Origin of the sequence: Priestia sp. J2, assembly GCF_020790095.1 — a bacterium.
GTDB classification, from domain to species: domain Bacteria; phylum Bacillota; class Bacilli; order Bacillales; family Bacillaceae_H; genus Priestia; species Priestia zanthoxyli.
In genome coordinates this window covers 2,195,571-2,217,631 of sequence record NZ_CP086208.1, presented here as the reverse complement: position 1 = coordinate 2,217,631, position 22,061 = coordinate 2,195,571, and the positions used below count along the sequence as shown (strand labels likewise).

Annotated in this window: 18 protein-coding genes and 3 tRNA genes; 4 read left to right on the top strand and 17 right to left on the bottom strand. The window is 39.6% G+C overall.

Features of this window, described 5'->3' with window-relative positions; translation table 11 throughout:
- Nucleotides 1-39: 39 nt before the first annotated feature.
- From LJY09_RS11140 to LJY09_RS11110, 7 genes are all read right to left on the bottom strand, one after another.
- Nucleotides 40-1,605: a BCCT family transporter gene (locus LJY09_RS11140; protein WP_034327768.1), complete on the bottom strand. Its 1,566-nt coding sequence runs from the start codon at nucleotides 1,603-1,605 to the stop codon at nucleotides 40-42.
- Nucleotides 1,606-1,671: 66 nt separating this feature from the next.
- Nucleotides 1,672-2,859: an iron-containing alcohol dehydrogenase gene (locus LJY09_RS11135; protein WP_028413429.1), complete on the bottom strand. Its 1,188-nt coding sequence runs from the start codon at nucleotides 2,857-2,859 to the stop codon at nucleotides 1,672-1,674.
- 29 nt (nucleotides 2,860-2,888) lie between these two features.
- Nucleotides 2,889-4,058 carry a Zn-dependent alcohol dehydrogenase gene (locus LJY09_RS11130; protein ID WP_223546581.1) on the bottom strand — a complete coding sequence of 390 codons (1,170 nt, stop codon included), beginning with the start codon at nucleotides 4,056-4,058 and terminating at the stop codon, nucleotides 2,889-2,891.
- Nucleotides 4,059-4,079: 21 nt separating this feature from the next.
- Entirely contained in the window at nucleotides 4,080-5,606 is a 1,527-nt protein-coding gene (locus LJY09_RS11125) for an aldehyde dehydrogenase family protein (RefSeq protein ID WP_028413431.1), read from the bottom strand.
- Nucleotides 5,590-6,918 (bottom strand): lyase family protein, encoded by a 1,329-nt coding sequence (locus LJY09_RS11120; protein ID WP_028413432.1) that lies wholly within the window; start codon nucleotides 6,916-6,918, stop codon nucleotides 5,590-5,592. The genes LJY09_RS11125 and LJY09_RS11120 overlap by 17 nt, the downstream gene beginning before the upstream one ends.
- A gap of 23 nt (nucleotides 6,919-6,941) precedes the next feature.
- Entirely contained in the window at nucleotides 6,942-8,375 is a 1,434-nt protein-coding gene (gene aldA / locus LJY09_RS11115) for an aldehyde dehydrogenase (protein WP_028413433.1), read from the bottom strand.
- A gap of 23 nt (nucleotides 8,376-8,398) precedes the next feature.
- The gene (locus LJY09_RS11110) at nucleotides 8,399-9,544 is read right to left on the bottom strand and encodes a mandelate racemase/muconate lactonizing enzyme family protein (RefSeq protein ID WP_033578916.1); all 1,146 of its coding nucleotides are present in this window, start codon (nucleotides 9,542-9,544) and stop codon (nucleotides 8,399-8,401) included.
- Nucleotides 9,545-9,745: 201 nt separating this feature from the next.
- On the opposite strand from LJY09_RS11110, the gene LJY09_RS11105 reads away from it, so the two are divergent.
- Nucleotides 9,746-9,997 (top strand): hypothetical protein, encoded by a 252-nt coding sequence (locus LJY09_RS11105; RefSeq protein ID WP_028413435.1) that lies wholly within the window; start codon nucleotides 9,746-9,748, stop codon nucleotides 9,995-9,997.
- Nucleotides 9,998-10,062: 65 nt separating this feature from the next.
- Here the strand turns inward: LJY09_RS11105 and LJY09_RS11100 are convergent, their stop codons facing one another.
- From LJY09_RS11100 to LJY09_RS11075, 6 genes are all read right to left on the bottom strand, one after another.
- Nucleotides 10,063-10,998, bottom strand: a complete 936-nt coding sequence (locus LJY09_RS11100) for an ABC transporter substrate-binding protein (RefSeq protein WP_176521395.1) — start codon at nucleotides 10,996-10,998, stop codon at nucleotides 10,063-10,065.
- 18 nt (nucleotides 10,999-11,016) lie between these two features.
- Nucleotides 11,017-12,363, bottom strand: coding sequence for a sigma-54-dependent transcriptional regulator (locus LJY09_RS11095; RefSeq protein WP_028413437.1), 1,347 nt, complete (start codon nucleotides 12,361-12,363; stop codon nucleotides 11,017-11,019).
- Between the two features lie 5 nt (nucleotides 12,364-12,368).
- A complete protein-coding gene (locus tag LJY09_RS11090; RefSeq protein WP_028413438.1) occupies nucleotides 12,369-14,495 on the bottom strand; it encodes a sensor histidine kinase in 2,127 nt (708 codons plus the stop codon).
- Between the two features lie 210 nt (nucleotides 14,496-14,705).
- Nucleotides 14,706-14,828, bottom strand: coding sequence for a YjcZ family sporulation protein (locus tag LJY09_RS11085; RefSeq protein ID WP_013056948.1), 123 nt, complete (start codon nucleotides 14,826-14,828; stop codon nucleotides 14,706-14,708).
- A 188-nt stretch (nucleotides 14,829-15,016) separates the two neighbouring features.
- Complete coding sequence (locus tag LJY09_RS11080) at nucleotides 15,017-15,529, bottom strand: GNAT family N-acetyltransferase (protein ID WP_028413439.1); 513 nt, start codon at nucleotides 15,527-15,529, stop codon at nucleotides 15,017-15,019.
- Nucleotides 15,530-15,611: 82 nt separating this feature from the next.
- A complete protein-coding gene (locus tag LJY09_RS11075) occupies nucleotides 15,612-15,836 on the bottom strand; it encodes a YczF family membrane protein (protein WP_028413440.1) in 225 nt (74 codons plus the stop codon).
- 146 nt (nucleotides 15,837-15,982) lie between these two features.
- Here LJY09_RS11075 and LJY09_RS11070 point away from each other — a divergent pair, with 146 nt between their 5' ends.
- The 3 genes from LJY09_RS11070 to LJY09_RS11060 are packed head-to-tail and all read left to right on the top strand — an operon-like array spanning nucleotide 15,983 to nucleotide 19,939.
- Nucleotides 15,983-17,605 (top strand): spore germination protein, encoded by a 1,623-nt coding sequence (locus LJY09_RS11070; protein WP_098112571.1) that lies wholly within the window; start codon nucleotides 15,983-15,985, stop codon nucleotides 17,603-17,605.
- Nucleotides 17,595-18,818, top strand: a complete 1,224-nt coding sequence (locus tag LJY09_RS11065) for a Ger(x)C family spore germination protein (protein WP_028413442.1) — start codon at nucleotides 17,595-17,597, stop codon at nucleotides 18,816-18,818. Before LJY09_RS11070 ends, LJY09_RS11065 begins: the two co-directional genes overlap by 11 nt.
- A 20-nt stretch (nucleotides 18,819-18,838) precedes the next feature.
- Nucleotides 18,839-19,939 (top strand): GerAB/ArcD/ProY family transporter, encoded by a 1,101-nt coding sequence (locus LJY09_RS11060; RefSeq protein ID WP_028413443.1) that lies wholly within the window; start codon nucleotides 18,839-18,841, stop codon nucleotides 19,937-19,939.
- A 197-nt stretch (nucleotides 19,940-20,136) separates the two neighbouring features.
- Here the strand turns inward: LJY09_RS11060 and LJY09_RS11055 are convergent, their stop codons facing one another.
- The 4 genes from LJY09_RS11055 to LJY09_RS11040 all read right to left on the bottom strand — a co-directional run bounded on the left by LJY09_RS11055 (nucleotide 20,137) and on the right by LJY09_RS11040 (nucleotide 22,026).
- Nucleotides 20,137-21,537: a Na+/H+ antiporter NhaC family protein gene (locus tag LJY09_RS11055; RefSeq protein ID WP_028413444.1), complete on the bottom strand. Its 1,401-nt coding sequence runs from the start codon at nucleotides 21,535-21,537 to the stop codon at nucleotides 20,137-20,139.
- A gap of 215 nt (nucleotides 21,538-21,752) precedes the next feature.
- Nucleotides 21,753-21,824, bottom strand: a tRNA-Gly gene (locus LJY09_RS11050).
- A 20-nt stretch (nucleotides 21,825-21,844) separates the two neighbouring features.
- Nucleotides 21,845-21,926, bottom strand: a tRNA-Leu gene (locus LJY09_RS11045).
- Between the two features lie 26 nt (nucleotides 21,927-21,952).
- Nucleotides 21,953-22,026: transfer RNA gene (locus tag LJY09_RS11040), tRNA-Trp, on the bottom strand.
- Nucleotides 22,027-22,061 lie beyond the last annotated feature (35 nt).

Here is a 22,061-nt window from a genome sequence, read left to right as displayed (position 1 = left end):
AACATAAAAAAGCAAGGAGTAAGTTCTCCTTGCTTTTATTTATACAGCTTTTGTTTCATCCGCTTCTTTAATCGCAGCATTTTTATCTACCTTTGTAGTTCGATCGTATTTGGCTGGATTTTGAGCAATTTTGACTAACGCAATAAGAACACCTATACCTAAAAACAGTGCAGGAACTCCTCCTAGATTGGCTAACATTTTAATTCCGTCTAGCTTTGCAAAACTAATCATTACCCATCCTACCAAACTTACGGTCACACCCCATACTACTTTAATCATAATGCCCGGAGACGGACTTTGAGGAGAAATCCCCGATGAACTGATTCCGCCCATCGCTTCCATGTTAGAATCCGCGGCTGTAACGAAGGAAATGAACACGATAAACAAGTAGAACGGAATAACAAATTTCGCAAATGGTAAAGCAGCAAATACTGCATACAAAACGGCTTCAGGCCCGTTTTGTGCCATAATATCTGCGAGTTCCCCTCCTGTCATTTGCATATGAATCGATGTTCCGCCAAATATCGTCATCCATACGCCTCCAAAAAAGGCTGGTAAAATAAAGTTAACAAGAATCATCGTTTTCACTTTATATCCATATGCAATTCTTCCTAAAAATAATGCGGTGATAGCGGCCCATGAAAACCAGCTTGCCCAATAAAAAGTAGTCCATGACTGCGGCCACGTATCACCTGCTGCCGCTCCTGTAAATAAACTTTTTTCAAAAAAATGAGTAAAATAATTACCCGCCGATTCCGTTCCTAAATTTAAAATATAAGAGCTTGGTCCTACAATAAAGATAAAGATGGCAATTCCATAGAATGCTTTCATATTAATATCTGATAAAATTCTAATTCCTTTCATTAAGCCGCTTGATGCGGATAAAATAAAGGTAATGGTAACGGCAGCCGTTATAATCGCCCACAGTAAAGGGTTGCTGGCAATACCGCTCAAATGATTAACGCCTCCTGCTAAATTTAAAACACTCGTTCCAAGAGAAGAGGCCATTCCAAGAGCAAGAGTGTACAAACATACTGCATCAATTACTTTTCCTGTTTTCCCGTTAATTTTATCCCCTAAAATCGGAGCTAGCGTAGACCCTAGACTGAACGGTTTTTTCATATTGTAATAAGCAAATGCAAATACAATTGCAGGTACGCAATAAATTGCATATGGCGAAATGGTCCAGTGAAGATACATAGAAGACATAGAGAAAATGGCTGCTTCTGGAGAATTCGGTTTAATTCCTAACGATTCAGGAGGTGCAGATACATGGTAAATCGGTTCCACAATCCCCCAAAACGTAACGCCTGCAGCTATTGTTGTACATAAGGTAATCGCAAACCAGTTGCCAAATTTAAGAATGGGTTTTGCATCAGGTCCTCCTATTTTAACATTGCCAAGCGGTGAAAAATAAACACCAATGCATGCAATTACCATCAGCAGCCCGCTAATGCTAAACAGCCAGCCTAGATTGGAAATAACCCAATTATTTGCATTAGTTGTAACTGTAGTAAATGTTTCACGGTTTGTAAAACTTAGTAATGCAGCTCCAATTAACAATAAAAATGGAGGCCAAAATACAGCATGTCTGATCTTTTTCATTACGCTTCCTCCTGCCTAATTAATGAGATGGTACATACCGCTTCTTGGAAACGGTATGTGCTTCTATCAAACTTTCGACGCTCCTACGCTCATAATTGCATGTGCAAACTGCTGTAAATCATCTTCACTGGCAAAACGTGCATTATTTACTCTCATCGGTTCATTTTCAACTGAAAGCATCACGTCCACAAAGTCAGAGATGTTCACAGCCGGTTCATGCCCCTCTCCAATCGCAAGGTTTAATCCACTTACAGCCACTAGACGCTTAAATTCTTCTGCCCCTGCATAAGCAAGCTCTTCCTTCGTTGAAAATGTTTCTTTTACTCCCAAAGCTCTTGCTACGTCTGCATACAGTTCCACTGCACCTTCAGTATTCCAGTCGTACACAGCGTGCAAGGCAATTGAAACCGCACGGCCGTGATGGATTTTCCCGACTGTTCCCAAGGCGTGTCCTATGCAGTGTGCAAGCCCCGTTCCTCCTTGTTCGATTGCCATTCCTGCAAGCGTTGCCGCTATCGCGAGGTTTCCTCTTGCCTCTAAGTTTTCAGGTTGTTGCAGAGCTGTTTCTAAATTTTGACTCACTAATGAAATCGCTTGAAGGCTCAGCGCTTGAATAAAAGGGTTCGTACGCTTGCCTGTGCATGCTTCAATTGCATGTACAAGCGCATCTAACGTAGTGGCAGCTGTCAAGAAATCCGGCAGTTTTGTAGTAAATCGCGGTTCTAGTATCGCTAGTTCCGGTGCCATATCTTGATCCCACGCCCACACCTTGACTTGATTATGTGTAGAGAAGACAACCGTGCTCGTGACTTCTGCTCCTGTACCGGAAGTAGTGGGAAGCATAATCGTTTTCACTTTCTTTTTCGCAAAAGGGTTCGCCATGAGAGCATAATGCATCGTTTCATACTGATCACCTGCAACTAGCGCAGCCATTTTAGCCACGTCCATAGCTGAACCGCCTCCAAGACCAATGACGCACTTTATCTGTTGTTCACGAATAAGCTGTGCAGCAGCATCTATTGAAGCGGCCGTAGGATCACTTTTCACATCATGAAAAACGAACGTTTCTACACCATTATTTTGAAGCGCTTTCAATGCAATGTCTGCTAAACCAACTTTTATTACCCCTGGATCCGTCACTAACACGGCTCTTTTTTCCCCGCTCACTGCTTCAACATCTTTTCCAATTTGCAAAGCTCGGTCTACTCCATACGCTATGCTTGTTTTTGTTGTAAATTCAAATACTGAATTCATTGTTTTTCCCCTTTCTTAGCTCATTTACATTATGAAACGATGTCAAATTCATCTCCGTTTTCTAACGAATCTTGAGATGCAATTGATGGAAATTCGATTACTGACCGGCCTACGTTTACACAATTACAATCGTGAAATGATTGAAAAGCTTCGTTAATATCGTCAAGCTGCATGCGCCCAAGAATCAGTTCGTCTAACATAAATTTTCCGTCTAAATAAAGCTGAGCAATTTTAGGGAAATCACGAAACGGCTGCGTGTCTCCGTAAAAGCTTCCTTTCAATATTTTGCCGACACGATGAAACCCTCCGCCTGGTAAACTGATAGACATGGATGGGTTAAAGGCTCCTACTACAACTACCGTGCCTCCTTTTCTCGTTCCATTCCAAGCAGATTCAGTAGCTTTTGTATGACCCGAGCAGTCAATCGCGAAATGGACGCCGTGGCCTCCTGTTAAAGCTTTTAAAGCTTCACTTGCTTCTTCTGAAGCTACATTTATCGTATGAGTAGCTCCGAATGTTTTAGCAAGTTCCAAATTAGCTGGTTTTACATCGCATGCAATAATTTTGCTCGCTCCTGCAATCCGAGCCCCTTGAATGGCGTTAATGCCTACTCCTCCGATGCCAAAGACGGCTACGGTAGAACCCGGCGTAACTTTGGCTGCGTTTACAGCTGCTCCGTACCCCGTCGCTACACCGCATCCAATTAAAGAGGCTTGAGCCATCGGCATCTCATCAGGAAGCTTAATACAAGACATTTCCGGCACCACCGCATATTCAGCAAAAGTGGAAAGCAGCGAGTTGTGAAAAACCAGCTCTCCATCTTTGCTTAATCGAGAGGTACCGTCTAACAGCGTTCCGTTAAACATCGGACCAAAAGCTGAATCACACAGATGTACGGCCCCCGTCACACAAAACTCACACGTGCCGCAGTAAGGAACCCAGCTAAGCGCTACTTTATCTCCTACTTTTACCGTTTTTACATTCAAACCGACTGCCGTTACAATACCTGCACCTTCGTGTCCTAAAATAGTAGGCGTTGGTGTAGAAGGATCTTCCAAAGCATTTAAATCACTATGACACACGCCCGTTGCTTCTATTTTCACAAGTACTTCATTGGCTTTTGGTGCTGCTAAATCCACCGCTAAAATTTCAAGAGGCGCATTAACGCCCGTCATGACCGCTGCTTTCATCTTCATCATACTTTCCTCCAGCTTTTTAATTTAATAAGCCATCCATATTGCTTTTACTTTTGTGTAAGATTGAAGAGAATGAATCGCATATTCTTTCCCCCATCCGCTTTGTTTCCATCCTCCAAACGGGCTAGCAAAATCATAGCAGCCGTATTTATTGATAAAAACCATGCCTGCTTCTAGCTTTTTTGCTACACGATTGGCTCTTGATACATCTTTTGTCCAGAGTCCAGCTGCTAAACCATAAATCGTATCATTCGCAATTTGCACCGCTTCATCTTCTGTATCAAATGGAATCACACACAGGACAGGGCCAAAAATTTCTTCTTGTGCAATAGTCATCTTATTATCAACATCTGCAAAAATAGTAGGACGGATAAAATACCCGTGCTTATTATCTCCGCTCATATCGCGCTCGCCGCCCGCTGCTAGCGTAGCTCCTTCACGTATGCCACTCTCGATATAGTGCAAGATTGACTGCATATGAGATTCAGAGACTTGAGCTCCTTGATTTGAATCAGGATCAAAAGGGTTGCCGCACTTGTAGCTATTTGCATAATCTGCTAGCTTATCAACTACTTGCTTATAAATGTCACGCTGTACTAACAAGCGCGTAGGCGCTGAGCATTTTTCTCCTTTATGTGTAAACAAGCCGTAAAAAGAACGTTCAATCGCTTCATTCAAATCCGGTGCATCGCTAAAGATAATATTAGGTGATTTCCCTCCAAGCTCAAGCGTGACAGGCTTTAAATTAGAGTCAGCAGAATCGTGAACCAATTGTTTGCCTACTCCTGTGCTTCCAGTAAAAGATACTTTATCAACTCCCATATGACGGCTGATATGAGAACCAATCGATCCTTTTCCTAGAATTAAATTTAAAACACCTGGCGGTAAGATGTTTGCTTCATCGATGATTTCTACCAAGCGAATCGCAGAAAAAGATGTGGTGCTAGACGGCTTTAAAATAACGGTGTTCCCCATTGCTAGAGCCGGCGCTAGTTTCCATGCGGCCATATCGATTGGAAAGTTAAATGGTACAATTTGACCGCATACACCGATCGGATCGCGGGTTGTATAACTCACAAAATCTCCTTCCACCGGATTATTTTCACCGTAATATTTATCCGTCCAGCCAGCGTAATACTCAAATAAATCGGACGCTTCTTGCACATCATCATGGTATGATTCTGTATAAAGCTTGCCGTTATCAAGAGACTCTAATGTGGCGAGCTCTGCCTGATGTTTTTTAATTAAGCTGCTTATTTCTCTTAAAATTCGCGCGCGTTCTTTTCTTGTAACGCTTGGCCAAGGACCGTGGTCAAACGCGTGTCTAGCTGAGGCTACTGCTTCATCGATATCTTGTTTTGCTGCACTTTGAATTTGACCATTAATTTCTCCGTTTGCAGGGTTAATAGAATCTATTAATTCGCCGCTTGAACTCTCTTGCCACTTGCCGTTGATGTATAGTTTTTTAGGCTCTTTCAGCCACTCTTTTGCCCATACCAATGCAGGTTGTTCCATTCCTTTAAATAAGGTTTTTTCATTTAGTTTTGTCATATTCACGTTCCCTCCATTTTTTGAGTCCTTCATATCCTGTCTTTTTTAAACGATCTGCAACGCGGCTGTAGCCATGCTTTTCTTTCATTTCTACAATCAATGGAATAAACGATTGAGAAAGCTGCTGACAGCGCTCTGAATTAGCTGATAAATCTTGCACACAAAAAGTCGCAAAATTCCTTACAGCTTTTGTTAAAAACTGAATGCTGTCTAAAATATTAATTCCAGCAGCTCCTTCAAATACATTTAAATTCAATTCTCCATGTTCAAGGGCAGCTTGAACGGTTCTGTCACACCCTAACACTTGAAAACAGCATTGAATCAACGTTTCTGGTACAACCGGGTTGACTTTGCCCGGAAAAAATGAGGAACCTGCTTGAACAGACGGCAATTGAATTTCTCCAAAGCCAGCTTCTGGTCCGGAAGACAGCAGTCTTAAATCTTTAGCAAATTTTATAAAAGATGTAGCCAGCTGTTTTAATTCGTTCGAAACATTAGCTAAATCATCAATATTTTGTGCTGCATCAAATAAATTAGCGCGGTGGTAAAGCCCCATACCAGATAGACGAGACAGCTGCTGAACGACTTTACTTCGGTATATTTCTGATGCTCCCGTCCCAGAGCCAATAACCGTACCTCCAAGATTAACAGCGTGCAGTTCTTCTGCAGCTCTTTTTAAATAGTGCGTACGCCGTGAAAAAACCGCTTCATATCCGCTGAATATATTACTAAGCGAAATACTCATCGCATCTTGCAAGCAAGTCCTTGCGATTGTCATCACAGGCTGGAACTCTTCAATCTTTTTTTGAAGAATAGAATGGAGATGCTCCATTTCTTTTTCTAAAAAATGATAGCTTTTAATAATCGCAATTCGAATAGCGGTATGACACACATCAGAAGTTGATTGAGATGCATTTACATGTTCAATCGGATGAACGGGAAGATGATGTGGCCACTGCTGGTTTATCCAGCCTGCTATTACTTCGTTCACATTCATATTCGTCCCAATACCGCCTCCGCCGTGCAGCACATCAATCAAAAAATGATGTTGATAAGCAGTGCTTTGCAATTGGTCACATGCATTTGATATGGATTCTCCAATGTCTTTTGGAATTACGCTAGCTTCTACATTTGTTAAGGCAGCTGCTTTTTTTACGGTTAACAGTGCATACACGTAGTCCGGATATTCATGCAATCTTTTATTAGAAAATGATAAATTTTCAATTGTCCGGGCCGTCTGAATGCCATACAAAACCTCTGCTGGGAGCTCAACTTTTCCTACACTATCTTCTTCCACACGCGTTTTCTCCACCTGTGTTCACCTGCTTTTTAAAATTAAAATTTCATATAAACTGTTTTTACCTGTAAAAACTCTTCAAATCCATGCTTGCCATCGTCTCCGCCGATTCCCGACTGCTTCCAGCCGGAGTGATAGCCTTGATACGCCTCGCCCTGCTGGCGGTTCACGTATACTTCACCGCATTCTAGCTGCGTAGTCAGCTCCATTACGTAGCGATAGCTGGATGTATATACATTAGCGGTTAAGCCGTATTCAGAATCGTTCGCTAGATCAATTGCTTCTTCAAGAGATTCAAACGAGATAATTGGAAGAACGGGTCCAAACACTTCTTTTTGCACGATGTTCATTTGTTGCGTGCACTGATCTAACAGCGTTGGCGGATAAAAGCTGTCACCTAATTCCTCTAGCAAATAGCCTCCGCATAATATAGCGGCTCCTTCTTCTGCGGCCTCAAGTACCATTTGATGAACGCGATTTGCTTCAGATTTGTTAATCAGACAGCTCATTTCTGCATCTGGATTAGCCAAACCATCTTTCACTTCTACATTTTGAAACGCTTTCAATAGTTTAGTAGTAAACGCTTCTTTTACACTTTTATGAACGTATACACGCTCAGTATTATTGCAGACTTGACCGGAGTTAGCTAACCTGCCTCCCTTAATTGCTTCAACCGCTAAATCAATATCGGCATCTTCCATTACAATAGCAGGAGCTTTTCCGCCTAATTCAAGCGATGTCCGGATCATATGACGAGAGCATTTTTCCATAATGCCTTTGCCTACTTTAGTACTTCCGGTAAATGTCACCATGTTCACATCAGGAGATGAAGTTAACGTTTCTCCTACAATGTCATCCATACCTGTTACGATATTAATAACACCTTTTGGAAAGCCGGATTGATGAATGCACTCCGCTAATGCTAAAGCAGATAAAGAAGATTTTACGCTTGGCTTGACTACAACCGTATTACCTGCGACAAGCGCCGGCACGATTTTTCTCATCAAAACATAAATTGGAAAATTCCAAGGTACAATCACCGCGACTACGCCAAGAGGCTCTTTATAAGAAATAATCTTTTCTTTTACGTTATCGCTGTCTACTACGTGACCTTCAATGCGTCTTGCCCACTGAGTTTGGTATTCGCCAAGCTCCGCTCCGTAAAACACCTCTGATTTCGCTGCATTTAAAGGTTTTCCCATTTCCTGTGTAATAGCTGTTCCAATGCGTTCAATATGTTCTTCTGTTTTCATGTTTGTTAAAAATTTTTTAATTTGTTCAGACCGGTCATATGAAGGACGAAGCTTCCACTCTTTAAAAGCTTGTTTAGCGCAATAAACAGCGTGCTCTGTTTCTTCTATACTGCAGGAAGAGACTTGGGCTACGACTTCACCCGTTCCTGGGTACGTAACATTCATTTGATTGCTGCTTTGAACAAATTCTCCGTTTATATAAGCACTATATTTCTTCATTTTGTGTTCACCCTTTATATCAGTTAAATAGAAACTGTATTTTTTTCACCCACGTAGAAATGATTAATTTCGTACTGCTTTAAAGCTTCTTCATCCAAATCGATACCTAAACCCGGCTGTTCTGGAGCTACTAAGTAACCATCTTTGTCGATCATAAGTGGTTTTTGCTGAATATAATCTCTCCGTTCGTTAGACCATGCCGGAGGATCATAAGGAAATTCTAAATACGGACAGTGGCTGACCGCCGCTGCTAGATGTAAATTTGCCAGTAAACCAATGCCGTTTGTCCATGTATGCGGGCTGAACCAAGCGCCGCTTCCTTGAACAAGATCCGCAACTTTTTTCGTTTGCGTAATTCCTCCTGACAATGCTACATCCGGCTGATAAACGTCTAATGCATTTACTTTGTTCAACTCTCTAAAGTCATGCATATGACGGTTCATCTCTCCCCCTGCGATTCGAATACCTACTGAGTCCCGAAGTTTTGCCATCAGTTCAAACTGATGAGAAGGCAGTGGTTCTTCAAGCCAAAAAACTTTCAGCTCTTCGAGTTCTTTCGCTACTTGATAGGCCATTTTTAAATCCCACGTCCGTTCAACGTCCCAAGGCATTTTCCATCCTTGATTTGCGTCAACCATAATTTCTAGCTTGTCGCCAACTGCTTTTCTGACCGCTTCCACTACTTGAATATCGTCTTTTACATCTTTGTGATGAAAACGAATTTTCATTGCTTTGAACCCTTGCTCTACAAATCGAACCGCACGTTCCGCACGTTCTTCAGGAGTCACGATTTCTCCCGTTGAAGCATAAGCGAGAAGCTTGTTAGATCGGGCTCCAAGCAGTTTATAGACGGGCTGTTTTGTTGCTTTTCCCATCAAATCCCATAGAGCTAAATCAAGCGGCCAGCATCTTCCATAGTGAAAATCTATATTTTGTATCACTTGTGCATGTCGTTCAATGGCAAAAGGATCTTGACCGATAAACAAATGTTCATGTCCCTCAAGCCCCATCATTAAATCTCCTGATCCCACTCCCGTTATTCCTTCATCCGTATGTACATAGACAACGGTAGAAGCAAACTTCTTGCGGGGCTCGGGGTCCCAAGCTGCTTTAAAAGGCGGATTTAAAGGCAGTAAATAATGTTTGATCTCTATTCCCGTAATTTTCATTGAATACTAATCTCCTTACATTTCAGCATTTTTACTTTCACTTATATCTATTGCAAGATGCGTGCCAAGTTTAAATGATTGATGTAATCAATACTTAATAGAAAACAAAAAATAAATTGTAGAAAATTCACACAATTAACTGTAGAAATTTTCTACACTCTACAATAAAAAAGAGGTTGAGACATAACGAAATAAATCCAATTGAAAGACGAACAAATGAGATACATGAGCTGGACTGCTTATGACACCGCAATTGATTTCCGTGCAAGACTTCGCTTTCCGCGGGCGGCCGCTGAGCCTCCTCGTCGCTTTCGCTCCTGCGGGGTCTCACCTGTTCCGCTTTTCCCGCAGGAGTCTTCGCCTTGCCCTCCAAATCAACTGCTAGAAGCAACGAAACAAATAAAACTATATGCACCATCACAAAAAAAACGAACCACTCATCAAACAGGTTGATGAATGGTTCGTTTTTTACTTGGGCTCAACTACTTTTGTCCCAGCCTCTTTTTTTATTATATCTATCAACGAGTAATCAAGTGATTTTCCAGTAAAAATTTATAGGCAACATCTGATACGTCTTTGTGTAAAATATCAACTTGGTAATTCAGCTCTACCATCTTTTTATTCGTTAGTTTACTTGATAGTTCATTTAAAGTGGAAACAACAGACGGATAACGGCTTGCTAATGATTGTTTTACTACAGGAGCCGCATAATAAGGCGGAAAAAGAGATTGATCTTCCTTTAGTAACACAAGGTCGTATGCTTGAATTCGACTATCAGATATCATTCCAATCCCTACGTCTACTCTGCCTTCTTTCACCGCCAAAGGAATAATTTCTGAATCGATTCCAATGATTTCAGTTGAAACGGACTTTAACTCATAGTTATTAGCTAATTGCATCAAGCCGTCTTTTCTTTTTAGAAATTCATTGTTTGTAGCTATCTTTACTTCTTTATTTTGCTTTTTTATGTAGGAAATCAAGTCAGAAACAGAGTTTAAATGATGCTCCTTTGCAAAAGAACGGTTAACTAAAACCCCCCAGCTGCTGTTAAAATGGCTAGTGTTCAGCCACGTTAAGTGGTTTTTCGCATCCGTTTCTTTCACCAGCTGATACAACTTTTTTTCATTATAAACCGGCTCTTGGTTTTGATGCACAATCCTTGCCGTACTCGTATATTCCCAGTACATATCAATATAGCCCGCCAAGCTTGCTTTTCGAATAGAATCGCTGTCTAAAAAGCGCCTTTCGTGTACAGTAGCTCCTTGTTCTTTTAATAGAAGCGCGGTCATTTTCATTAGTAGATATTGCTCTGTCATAGATTTCGACCCAACTGTAATACTAACAGAATCGAGAGACTTCTTTTCTTCCCTAAGAGGGGTAGTACTGTGCTGCTGACATGCTCCCAGTACTGTAAAACACAGTACTAGTAAGCTGAATATTTTACGATAGGTCATTTCTTTCATATCCTTTTTCTAAAATTTAAGACCCATTTTTTTCATTTTATAAATTAACGTATGGCGAGCAATTCCTAGTTTTTGAGCTGCTTTCGTTTGATTGCCTTTCATTTCTTCAAGAGCGTTTTTAATCATTTCTTCCTCTACTTCACCTAATGCATGTGATAAGTTTGTTTGTTTTGCTTTCACCTGCTGATTCCTATATGAATGAGACTCTTGCTTATTAAAAAGATATGTTAAATCAGAGAGCTCAATTGTCCCATACCGTTTTAAAATATGAACTCTTTCAATCGCATTTAACAGCTCACGAATATTTCCCGGCCACTCATAAGAAATTAGCTGTTGAAGTGCCGCGTTTGAAACAGCAAGCGTCTTATTGTATTTTGTATTTAACTTTATAATGTGGTGATGAATGAGCGGCTCAATATCTTCTTTTCGGTGCCTTAGAGGAGGAATGGTGATCTCCATTAAATTTAATCGATAGTATAAATCTTCCCGAAATTTCTTTTGTTCTACTAACTGTTGAAGCGGTTTATTTGTAGCTGAAATAATTCGGACGTCCAAGGATTCATACTCGTTGCTTCCGAGCTGCATTACTTTTTTTTCTTCGATTACATGCAATAGCTTTGCCTGCATGCTTAACGAAATTTCTCCAATTTCATCTAAAAAGATTGTACCGCCGTCCGCAGCAGAAAACTTTCCTTTTTGAGAAGAAGCAGCCCCTGTAAACGCTCCTTTTCTATAGCCAAACAGTTCACTTTCAAGAAGGGCTTCTGGTATGGCTGCGCAGTTGATAGCCACAAAAGGATTGTTTTTTCTATGACTCTGCTCATGTATCCATTTAGCCATCGCGGTTTTACCTACTCCGCTTTCACCTAGAATTAAAATGCTAGCGTCTGTATCTTTTACGTACTCTACCATTTCCACTAACTTGTTCATTTCTGAGCTTTTTGAAATAAAGTCTTTGTCTTTACCTTTTTCCATCACGGCATCCGGTTGCTTGTCCGTACATAGCGAAGCAATAATATTCTTTAGTTCTTCAAGTTCAACAGGCTTATTCAAATAATCAGCAGCCCCTATTTTCATAGATTGCACAGCGCTCTCAACATTTCCGTATGCAGTAAGCATGATTACTTTTGATTGCGTTACCTCTTTTAACTTCTTTAACACATCGATCCCCGTCATATCCGGAAGCATATAATCTAGTATCACCACATCGATATCCAGCGTTTTAGCCATTTCGATTCCTTTTCCTCCAGTATATGCCGCGTGCGTATGAAAACCAGATTTCTGAAGCTTTTTGGCTACCAGCTTACAAAGGTTCTGTTCATCATCAATCATTAACACACTGCACTTATTCTCCATGTTTTTTAGCCTCCTTTTGTATTTTTCTGTTTGGGAAAACGACATGTAATGGTTGTCCCTTTGCCTTCTATACTTTCAATAAATAATTCTCCTCCATGTTCTTTTACAATATCTCTTGCAATCGTTAACCCTAGTCCTGAACCTGTTTCTTTCGTTGAGTAAAAGGGATTAAACAGCCACTCTAAGTCCTGCTTGTTAATGCCTGAACCCGTATCTTCTATACGAACAACCACATATTCTTCGTTCATATTCATCGTTTGAATGGAAGCGATAATATACCCGCCCTCATCCATTGCTTCCATTGCGTTTAAGACAATATTTAAAAACACTTGAATCAATTGATCATAGACCCCTGCAATCAAACATTTTTCCTCAAAGTCTTTTACAATGCTAATGTTTGCTTCATTACACTTTAAACGCAGTAAATGAAACACTTCTTCTAACACTTGTACAAGTGACACTTCCTTCTTTTCCTTTTGACTCATGTTTGCAAAATTAAGAAAATTATTTGTAATCTCTTTGAGACGGTTTACAACGATGAATACATCCGCAGCAAGCTCTTTTACTTCTTCTGAGCAGGCGCTTTCTTCCGCTTCATCTAGCAAAAGTTCAGCTGATCCTGATAAAATGGCTAGAGGATTCTTTATTTCGTGGGCAATTCCTGCCGTAATTTGCCCAATAGACGCCAGCTTATCACTTTGCTGCAGTCTTAGCTGTAACTGCTTTATTTCGGTAATATCTTGCATGACCGCGATAATCCCCATCACTTCACTTGTGTCGGTATAAAAAGTAGAGGTCGTAACTTTAACAATTCTTTTTCTGCCGTCTGAATCGAGAATATAGCTTTCTACCTCTTCCATGTCTTTTCCCGATGCCAATGTGTGAAGCAAAATAAAATCTACGCTTTCCGATTTTATTGGTAAATCTTCTAAGTTAACACCAATCATGTCCTGACGCTGAAAAGCAACCATTCTTTCAAACTGCTGATTCACGTATGTAATTTTACTCCTCGGGTCAATTGTAATAATTCCATAAGGAATTCCTTCTAATACATCGTGAAGGTATCTCTCACTTTGCTCAAGCATTTTTTGTTTTTCATAATTGCTATTTCCCATTTCAATAATTGTACGTGTCAATATACTCAGCTCATCATCCCTTGCCGGCGCTTCTTTATTTAATGGCACGAACGTTTGAGAATTCCGGTACGTTTTTGCATAGCTTGTAAGCTTTACGATTGGCTGTAAAATATTTTTGATGCCTAACCATATAAAAAATAAAGCAAGCAGCAATATACTAATAAAACTAACGCGCAGTAAAAGAGATAATTTATGTAAAGGAGAAAAGGCTACGTTAGTCGGTACACCATAAACCAAGTTCCAGCCTTCTTGGTTCGTTTGATAAGCTGCTAAACTCTCTTGTCCATTATGATTTATTTGAGTATAGCCAGAAACGTTTGGTATTTTGTCTACTGAAAACTTCTTGTTAAGCTGCTTATCGCTTGTAGATGCGATGACATTTCCTTTGCGATCTGCTAAAAAACCGAAGTGTCCTCGTGACAGGCTGACGCTTTTTAACACCTCTGATAAATAATCCCGGCTTAGTTCTGCAACAATAATTCCTTTAAATTCTTTATCCTTAGTAAGAACGGGTACAGAAATGGTTACTACTTTTTGATGACGATAATTTTGAATAAGATCCGATAAAGCGTACGTATGTGTCCAATACACCTGGGTAAAATTAGGGTGATGATAAATTAAATTGTTTTGACTTGAAGCAAAAGGCGTTTCAAACTTTACGCGTTTTTGTTCATTGATATAGTAAATGGAATGAATAACTGAACTTTGTGAATTTGCTTGTTTAGCTCGGTTATACATTCTATTTATGTTAAGATCTGACTCTAGCCCCTCTCCTGCAATAAGCTGCAGCTGCGAAGCCACATGCTCAATTTCTGAATTCAGCCTTTTAGCTATAATATCTTTACTTGCAATGTTTTGAACCTTTACATCTTCTTTAATAATTTTGCTTGCATAACCCGTAATGATGTAATAAATGATGATGCCCGGTACAATTAAAATAACCGTAAATAAAAGAAGATATTTAGTTGTAATACTTTTCGAAATAGGAAAGTTCACCTTATGCCCTCTCTTTTTTGTTTGCTTCTTCATAAATGTAAGCGTTATTATCTTTATTAAAAGTATAGCAGATATCGATCGTAATAGGGTTTTTAATTGTTCAACCGTTCATCATAGCCGCTAATGGGTAAGTAATTCTCTTAAAAGCTAACGGACGTTTAAAACACAAAAAAGCCTAAAGAAATTTCTTTAGGCTATTCAGTGATCTAATTAGCAGCCGTAGCCGCCACCGTAACCACCGCTATAACAACTACATCCGATAATTACTAATAGAATAAATAATACAACTAATAAAGCGAAACCAGAACCAAATCCACATCCAGCATTAGACATACAAGCACTCCCTTTCAACGTAATTTTCTGTTGCTAAAACAAAGAAGGTTCAAACATGGGGTGTTTCTCATGGATAGGTTATTGTATGTCTGCCTAGACGTTTTGGTTTGCTGTCCTGCTCATTTTTTAAAAATTGGGCTTGTTTTCATCTTTACAACTCGTAAAATGTAATTCCTTAAGAGTAAAGCTCATTTCCACTCTTCCTTTAAAATCGCGTAATAATATTCATCCCACCATCCTTTTTCAGTTGGAATACATTTTTTGAAATACCCTTCTCTTCTCATCCCGATCTTCTCCATAACACGATAAGAAGAAATATTCTCAGGTTGACAAGTAGCAATAACCCGATGCAGTTTCATTGTATTAAAGCCATAGTCCACGATTGCTTTTGCCGCTTCTGACGCATATCCTTTCTGATGATAGAGGGAATTAAATACCCAGCCAATTTCATAAGTATGGTCCTCAAAATAGTTGAAAAAGACGATATGACCAATTAGGATTTTTTCGTTTTTTAATAAAACTGGAAAATTTTTAACGTTTTCTTTCATATTTTCATTTACAAATTTCTTCGCATCATCCTTACTAAAAACACCTTCTGGTATGTATTTCATGACATTAGCATCAGAAGTATATGTGTAGACATCTTGCCAATCTTCATATTTAAATTTGCGTATTAGTAGTCTGCTAGTCTCAATGTTCATGTGGTTCTCCCCTATCTCAAAGCTATCTTTCTATACGCTTGTTTCGATAGCGAAGAGATAAAAACCTCTTTGCACCAAGTTACTAGTGCTTTTGTTGACGCTTCTTTAAAACAAGGTAAAGCGACTCTGCAAAAAAGAAAAACAAAAGAGAAAAAAGGACAAATAATTCGGCCACTTCCATTACACGAAACGGGCTTAAAGCATTGTATAGTGCCTGCAGTACGTTCGCTCCTTGAAAAAGATCAATTCCTACAGAAAGAGCAATCACAGATCCAAATAGCAGCAGGCTAACTCCAATAATTTTCATTCCTTTCACTCCTTACCTAATGGTTACTTACCTCATAGGGTCGTCATTTTCATTTACCGTCATGCAAAAGATATTTTGTTAAAAATTACATAATTATACGGTTTTTGGTCAAATTAATAAAAACTATAGTAAGGGTGCTTTCATTTATGCCTTCGTTTTTTAAAAATCAAAAACTTAAAAATAAGCTTGAACCTCAGGCAGATCAAACAAACAGCGAACAAACAGCTTCTTCTCTTAAGAATCTGCTGTCGGAGAACCTTACCTTAATCAAAGAGAAAACTGGAAACAGCTCAGATATTGTGATTCGTCATTTTAAACTAGGTGTCAATAACAGCTTGGCTGCTGCTATCGTCTATATAGAAGGGATTGTAGATAATCAGGCTATTCAAGATTACTTACTGCAGTCTCTGATGAAAGATAATCAAAAAAATGACCTAAACGATCAAAATGCATTAGAGTTAATCTCCGAAGACATCGTCACAATCGGCAACGTATCGTTTGCAGACAACTGGAATGATTTACTTTCTTCTTTGATGTCAGGCGATAGCCTTCTTATTGTCGACGGCATAAACCGCGTACTCAGCGTGAGTACACAAGGCGGTGAAAAGCGTGCCATTTCAGAATCTACTACCCAAATGGTAGTGCGGGGACCAAAAGGTGCCTTTACTGAGTCTATTGGCACAAACTTAGCCATGGTGCGCCGAATTATTAAAACACCCGACTTATGGCTAGAGTCGATGAAGATTGGCCGAGTAACTAAAACGGATGTCACTCTTATGTATATTCATGGCATCGCAAACGATAAAGTTGTGAAAGAAATTCGAAAGCGATTAAAAAACATTGATATTGATAGTATTTTGGAATCAGGTTATGTTGAGCAGCTGATTGAAGATCAAACGGTCACTCCTTTTCCCACTATTTACAACACAGAAAGACCCGATGTGGTGGCGGGTAACCTTTTGGAAGGAAGAATTGCTATTTTTGTGGACGGAACTCCTTTTGTCCTTATTGCTCCAGCGTTGTTCATTCAATTTTTCCAATCGGCTGAAGATTACTACGCACGCTTTGATATTGCCACGTCCATTCGTCTTTTGCGGGTGTTTATGTTTATGATTTCACTTATCGCGCCTGCTACGTATGTAGCGGTTACAACATTTCATCAAGAGATGGTACCTACAACGCTTATTGTAGCTCTTGCAGCACAGCGAGAATCCGTTCCATTTCCCGCGTTCGTGGAAGCTTTTTTTATGGAAGTCACCTTTGAAATTTTGCGTGAAGCAGGTATTCGTTTACCAAAAGCTATCGGCTCAGCTGTATCGATCGTTGGAGCTCTTGTTATTGGGCAAGCAGCAGTTCAAGCAGGGATTGTCTCACCAGCTATGGTTATTATTGTATCGATTACAGCCATTGCTAGCTTTGCCACACCATCTTTCGATATGGCTATTTCAGCGCGTTTAATTCGTTTTTTATTTATACTAGGAGCGGCTACATTCGGTTTCTATGGCATTATCCTTATTCTTTTAATGGGGGTTGGACACCTATGCAGCTTACGTTCATTTGGTGTTCCTTACATGACCCCATTAGCACCCTTTATTCCTGCAAGCAATGAAGATACATTGCTGCGGTTACCTTGGTGGACGATGAGAAGAAGACCTAAATTAATTAGTGATAACAAAGTTCGTCAAAGCAAACATCAAAAGCCTGAGCCTCCTTCTTCAAGAGGTATGATTAACCAGGAACTTGAAAAAGGTGATCAAAATGAAACGTAAAAGTTTATTTTTACTGGTAATGACCATAATGATGGTATTGCTTACGAGCTGCTGGAGTAAAAAAGAATTAACAGACCTTGCATTTGTATCGGCAATGGGCATTGATAAAACGAAAAACGGACGGTATGAGCTTACCTTTCAAATTATTAACCCGGGAAACGTAGCTGGCTTACAAGGGGGCGGCGGTACCCAAAGTCCGCCTGTTACGATCTATTCTGCTTCTGGCGATAATTTAGTTGAAGCAAGCAGACGCGCTTCAGCTAGAATTTCCCGAAGACTTTATTATGCCCATACCAACTTAGTCGTGATCGGAGAAAAACTAGCGCGTGAAGAAGGAATTAACATTCTTATTGATTCTATTGATCGCGATCCTGAATTTCGAATTACGACTTCCCTAGTCATCGCAAACCAGTCAAGTGCTGCTGATTTGGTAAAAGCACTAACGCCTGTCGATAAAATTCCAGCAAACAAAATTATGAAAACGCTGGAGTTCACTCAAAGAAAATGGGGAGAAAATCTAAAGGTTTCCTTTCAAGAAGTGATGAGGTCTCTCGAATCTCCCGGAGGAGAAGCACTAGTCTCGGGTTTTCGTTTAGTTGGAAATCCTCAACAAGCAGAAAAATTAGATAACCTCCAGCAAAGCGCACCAGAAGCTACCCTTCGTGCTTCTGGCATTGCTGTTTTTAAAAATGGAAAGTTAATCGACTGGTTGTACAATAGTCCAGCCAGAGGCAGCGTTTGGATTCTTGATAAAATACAAGGAACGGATATTAATATAGATTGGAAAGGAAAAAAAGAAGCGCTTGCCTATCAAACAGTTCGTCAAAAAACGGATGTATCTGTAAAAATGAAAAAAGGAAAACCTTACGTGTCCGTTCACACTCGCGTAGAAGGCGATCTTGGAGAAGTGGAGGTCCCTGTTGATACACGTCAACCTGCCGTAATCAAAAAAATGGAAAAAGCTGCAGGTAAAGAAATAAAAAAAGAATTACAAACAGCTATTAAACAAGCTCAGACAGACAAAGTTGACATCTTTGGGTTTGGAGAAGCACTGGAACGCACGCGCCCCAATCAGTGGGAAAAATTCAAATCAGAATGGGATGACGTTTATTTTCCAAAATTAGATGTAGACGTTACAGTAGAAGCTTACATTCGCCGAACGGGTCTGCGCAATAAATCGTTTCTCTCTAGCGTAAAAGAAAAACAACAATGAGGTAAGGAGGTTCTGGCTATATGGAAAAAGCAAAAATCAGCGCCACTCAATTATTCATTCTCATGGTATTATTCGAACTGGGGAGCGCTTTATTAGTTCCTCTTGCAATGAGAGCGAAGCAAGATGCATGGCTAGCTATTTTAATTGGAATGCTGTTCAGCTTTTTTTTCTTCTTAGTCTATCATAAGCTCTATTCCTACTATCCGGACCTCCTGCCTACAGAGTATATGCAGAAAATTTTAGGTAAGGTACTGGGAACGCTTCTTGCATTCGTATATATTGTTTATTTTTTATACGATGCATCACGAGTTCTAAGAGATTTCGGAGAAATGCTTCTTACTTTTGCTTATCCCGATACGCCTTTATTTATTGCTAATGCTTTATTAATGCTGGTCATTATCTATATAACACGAAAAGGAATTGAAGCGATAGCGAGGTCAGGAGAGCTTCTGTTTATTTTTATGTATTTTCTGGCTGTTGCAGGCTTCATTTTAATTATTAGCTCAGGATTAATTGATTTTAAGAACTTACAGCCGGTATTAAAAGAAGGAGTGCTCCCTGTTGCAAAAATTGCTTTAACCGAAACGCTGTATTTTCCTTTCACAGAGGCTATTGTATTTACCATGCTTCTTCCTTATTTGAGCAATCCCAAAAAAGCGAGTGTCACCATGCTATGCGCAACGGGATTAAGCGGAATTAATCTAATTATTACGATGATCATTAACATTAGCGTGCTTGGAGTTGATCTGACGACAAGATCACAGTTCCCTCTTCTTAGTACTGTCCAAACGATCCAAGTAGCTGATTTTTTAGAGCGTCTAGATGTATTTTTTATGTTCGCTATGGTGATTGGGATTTATTTCAAAGTTAGCATCTTGTTTTATGCTTCTATAATAGGTACAGCTACTTTATTTAAAATTAAATCTCCTTCACGTCTAGCGTATCCTTTAGGCATCATTGTGTTATTTTTGTCGATTACAATCGCTAGTAATTTTCAAGAACACCTTTATGAAGGACTGCACGTAGCGAGATTTCTTTTGCATATGCCGCTATTTTCTATCGTACCCCTACTGCTTCTGATTATCGCCTTTTTGAAGAATAGGAAGAAGCAGCACAGATAGTGTATCTCTACTAAATAAAAAAATGGCGTTAAAATTATTGAGGTGATGTGCGTGTATATATGGTTTTATGATCATTTTGTTAATACCATCTTATTTCCGCTTACTTGTATCATCCTAGTGTGCCTGTCATTAGGACTGTATGCATACTTTAAATTAAAAAAAATGAAAAATTGATACTAGACGGCTATTTTTCTCATTCAAAATAAGAAAGATACAACAAGATAGAAAGCAACTGTTATTCCCGCTGCAATTAAAGCTGGCTTTAATTTATATTTGGCATATTCAATAACAGATAAATCTAATATTTTGGCGATGGTATTCGTATCATCGCTTAAAGGTGAAGAAAACGCTCCAAAGGAACCGCTCGCAAACACCGCACCGATAATTAACGGCAAAGAAAGATCTGCAGAACTTGCAAGCGATACGCCAAGCGGCATTAAAATCCCCCACGTTCCCCAAGCAGATCCGATAAAGTAAGAAATAGCGGCTCCAAAGATAAACATGAACGGAGTGACAAACATTTGAGGAATCCACTTAGAATGTGCCGTCACGAAATTTGAAAAACCTAAGTCTTCTGTCACAGCGGATAATCCCCATACTACCGATAACAACAAAATAACGGACATCAAGTCATTGCCTCCTGTGATAAAACCATTAAGCAAATTCTGTAATGTAAAGCGCTGAAACAAGAAAAAAATGAGGGTAATTAACGTAGTCATAATTAAAGCTACTACCATCGCTTCTAACACGTCTGCTTTAATAAATGCTTCAAAAAAGGTGTGACTCTTACGATGTCCACTCCACCATGTTAAAAGTAAGGTAAGTGAAATCACAACAAGTAAAGGTACTAACAAATTCCAAGGCTTAGAAGGCAAATCCTTCGATACGCAAGGATGACAATCATGCCAATCTTTTTCGTCTTCTTCCTCGAGCTTCATAGGAGCCGTAGACGTTGAATGATGAAAAAAGCTGAAATAAATCCCTACTAAAATAATCACAATCGAAAAGAAATTATAAGGAATGCTTTGAATAAACAAAGAATAAGCGTCTTGTTTTATGCCTTGATGATCAATTGCCATTTGAATGATTGAGACCATATATCCCACAAATGCCGTTGCCACGGGAATTAAGACGATAACAGGAGTAGCAGTTGTTTCAATAACAAACCCTAGCTCTGCTGTCGTCATTTTCACTTTTTTCAGCAGCGCTCTCATAATGGGCGCGATCGTCACAAAACGAAAGGTGGGAGCACTGAATGTTCCAATGGTTGAAACATAGGTTAAAATAAGAGCTTTTTTTCTTGTATCAATTCTTTCTGCAGCTGTTTCCACAAAACCTTTAACTCCTCCAGCCATCTTAATCATTCCGATAAGCCCTGAAAACGCGTATAAAAAGACAACGATTTCTATATTACTTTTATTTCTAAGAGCTTGTACAACGTAGTGAAGTAACTTTTCAACACCTCCGACAATCGAATGATCAATCAAATAAGCGCCTACTAATAAGCCTAAAAACAACCCTGGCAGCACTTGTTTGGTGAAAATAGCTATTGGAATAACAATTAAAAACGGTATAATTGAAAACCAACTAGATTCCATAGGACTCTCCCCTATCTTAAAAACCATATTAGACGTCTTCACGTATCGTTCATTAGCTTTTAATGTAACCCCAATAATATGTGTATATTCATGAAAGCAATACGTATAAGCAGCACTGATTGAATAAACTATTTCTAATTAAAAACAGCATAGTAAAAATCTTTATTTCTACAACAAAAAAAGCAGTTTGCACATGCAAACTGCTTTTGAAAAGAAGCGGAAGACGAGGTTCGAACTCGCGACCCCCACCTTGGCAAGGTGGTGTTCTACCACTGAACTACTTCCGCGCAATATATAAAAGTAAAGATGCGGGTGAAGGGACTTGAACCCCCACGTCATAAGACACTAGATCCTAAGTCTAGCGCGTCTGCCAATTCCGCCACACCCGCGTGTGAATTGAAAAATAACTCCAAAATGGCAGGGGCAGTAGGAATCGAACCCACACTGACGGTTTTGGAGACCGTAGTTCTACCTTTAAACTATGCCCCTAGAAATGATTTCTTCAAAAGAACCTCGTTTATTGA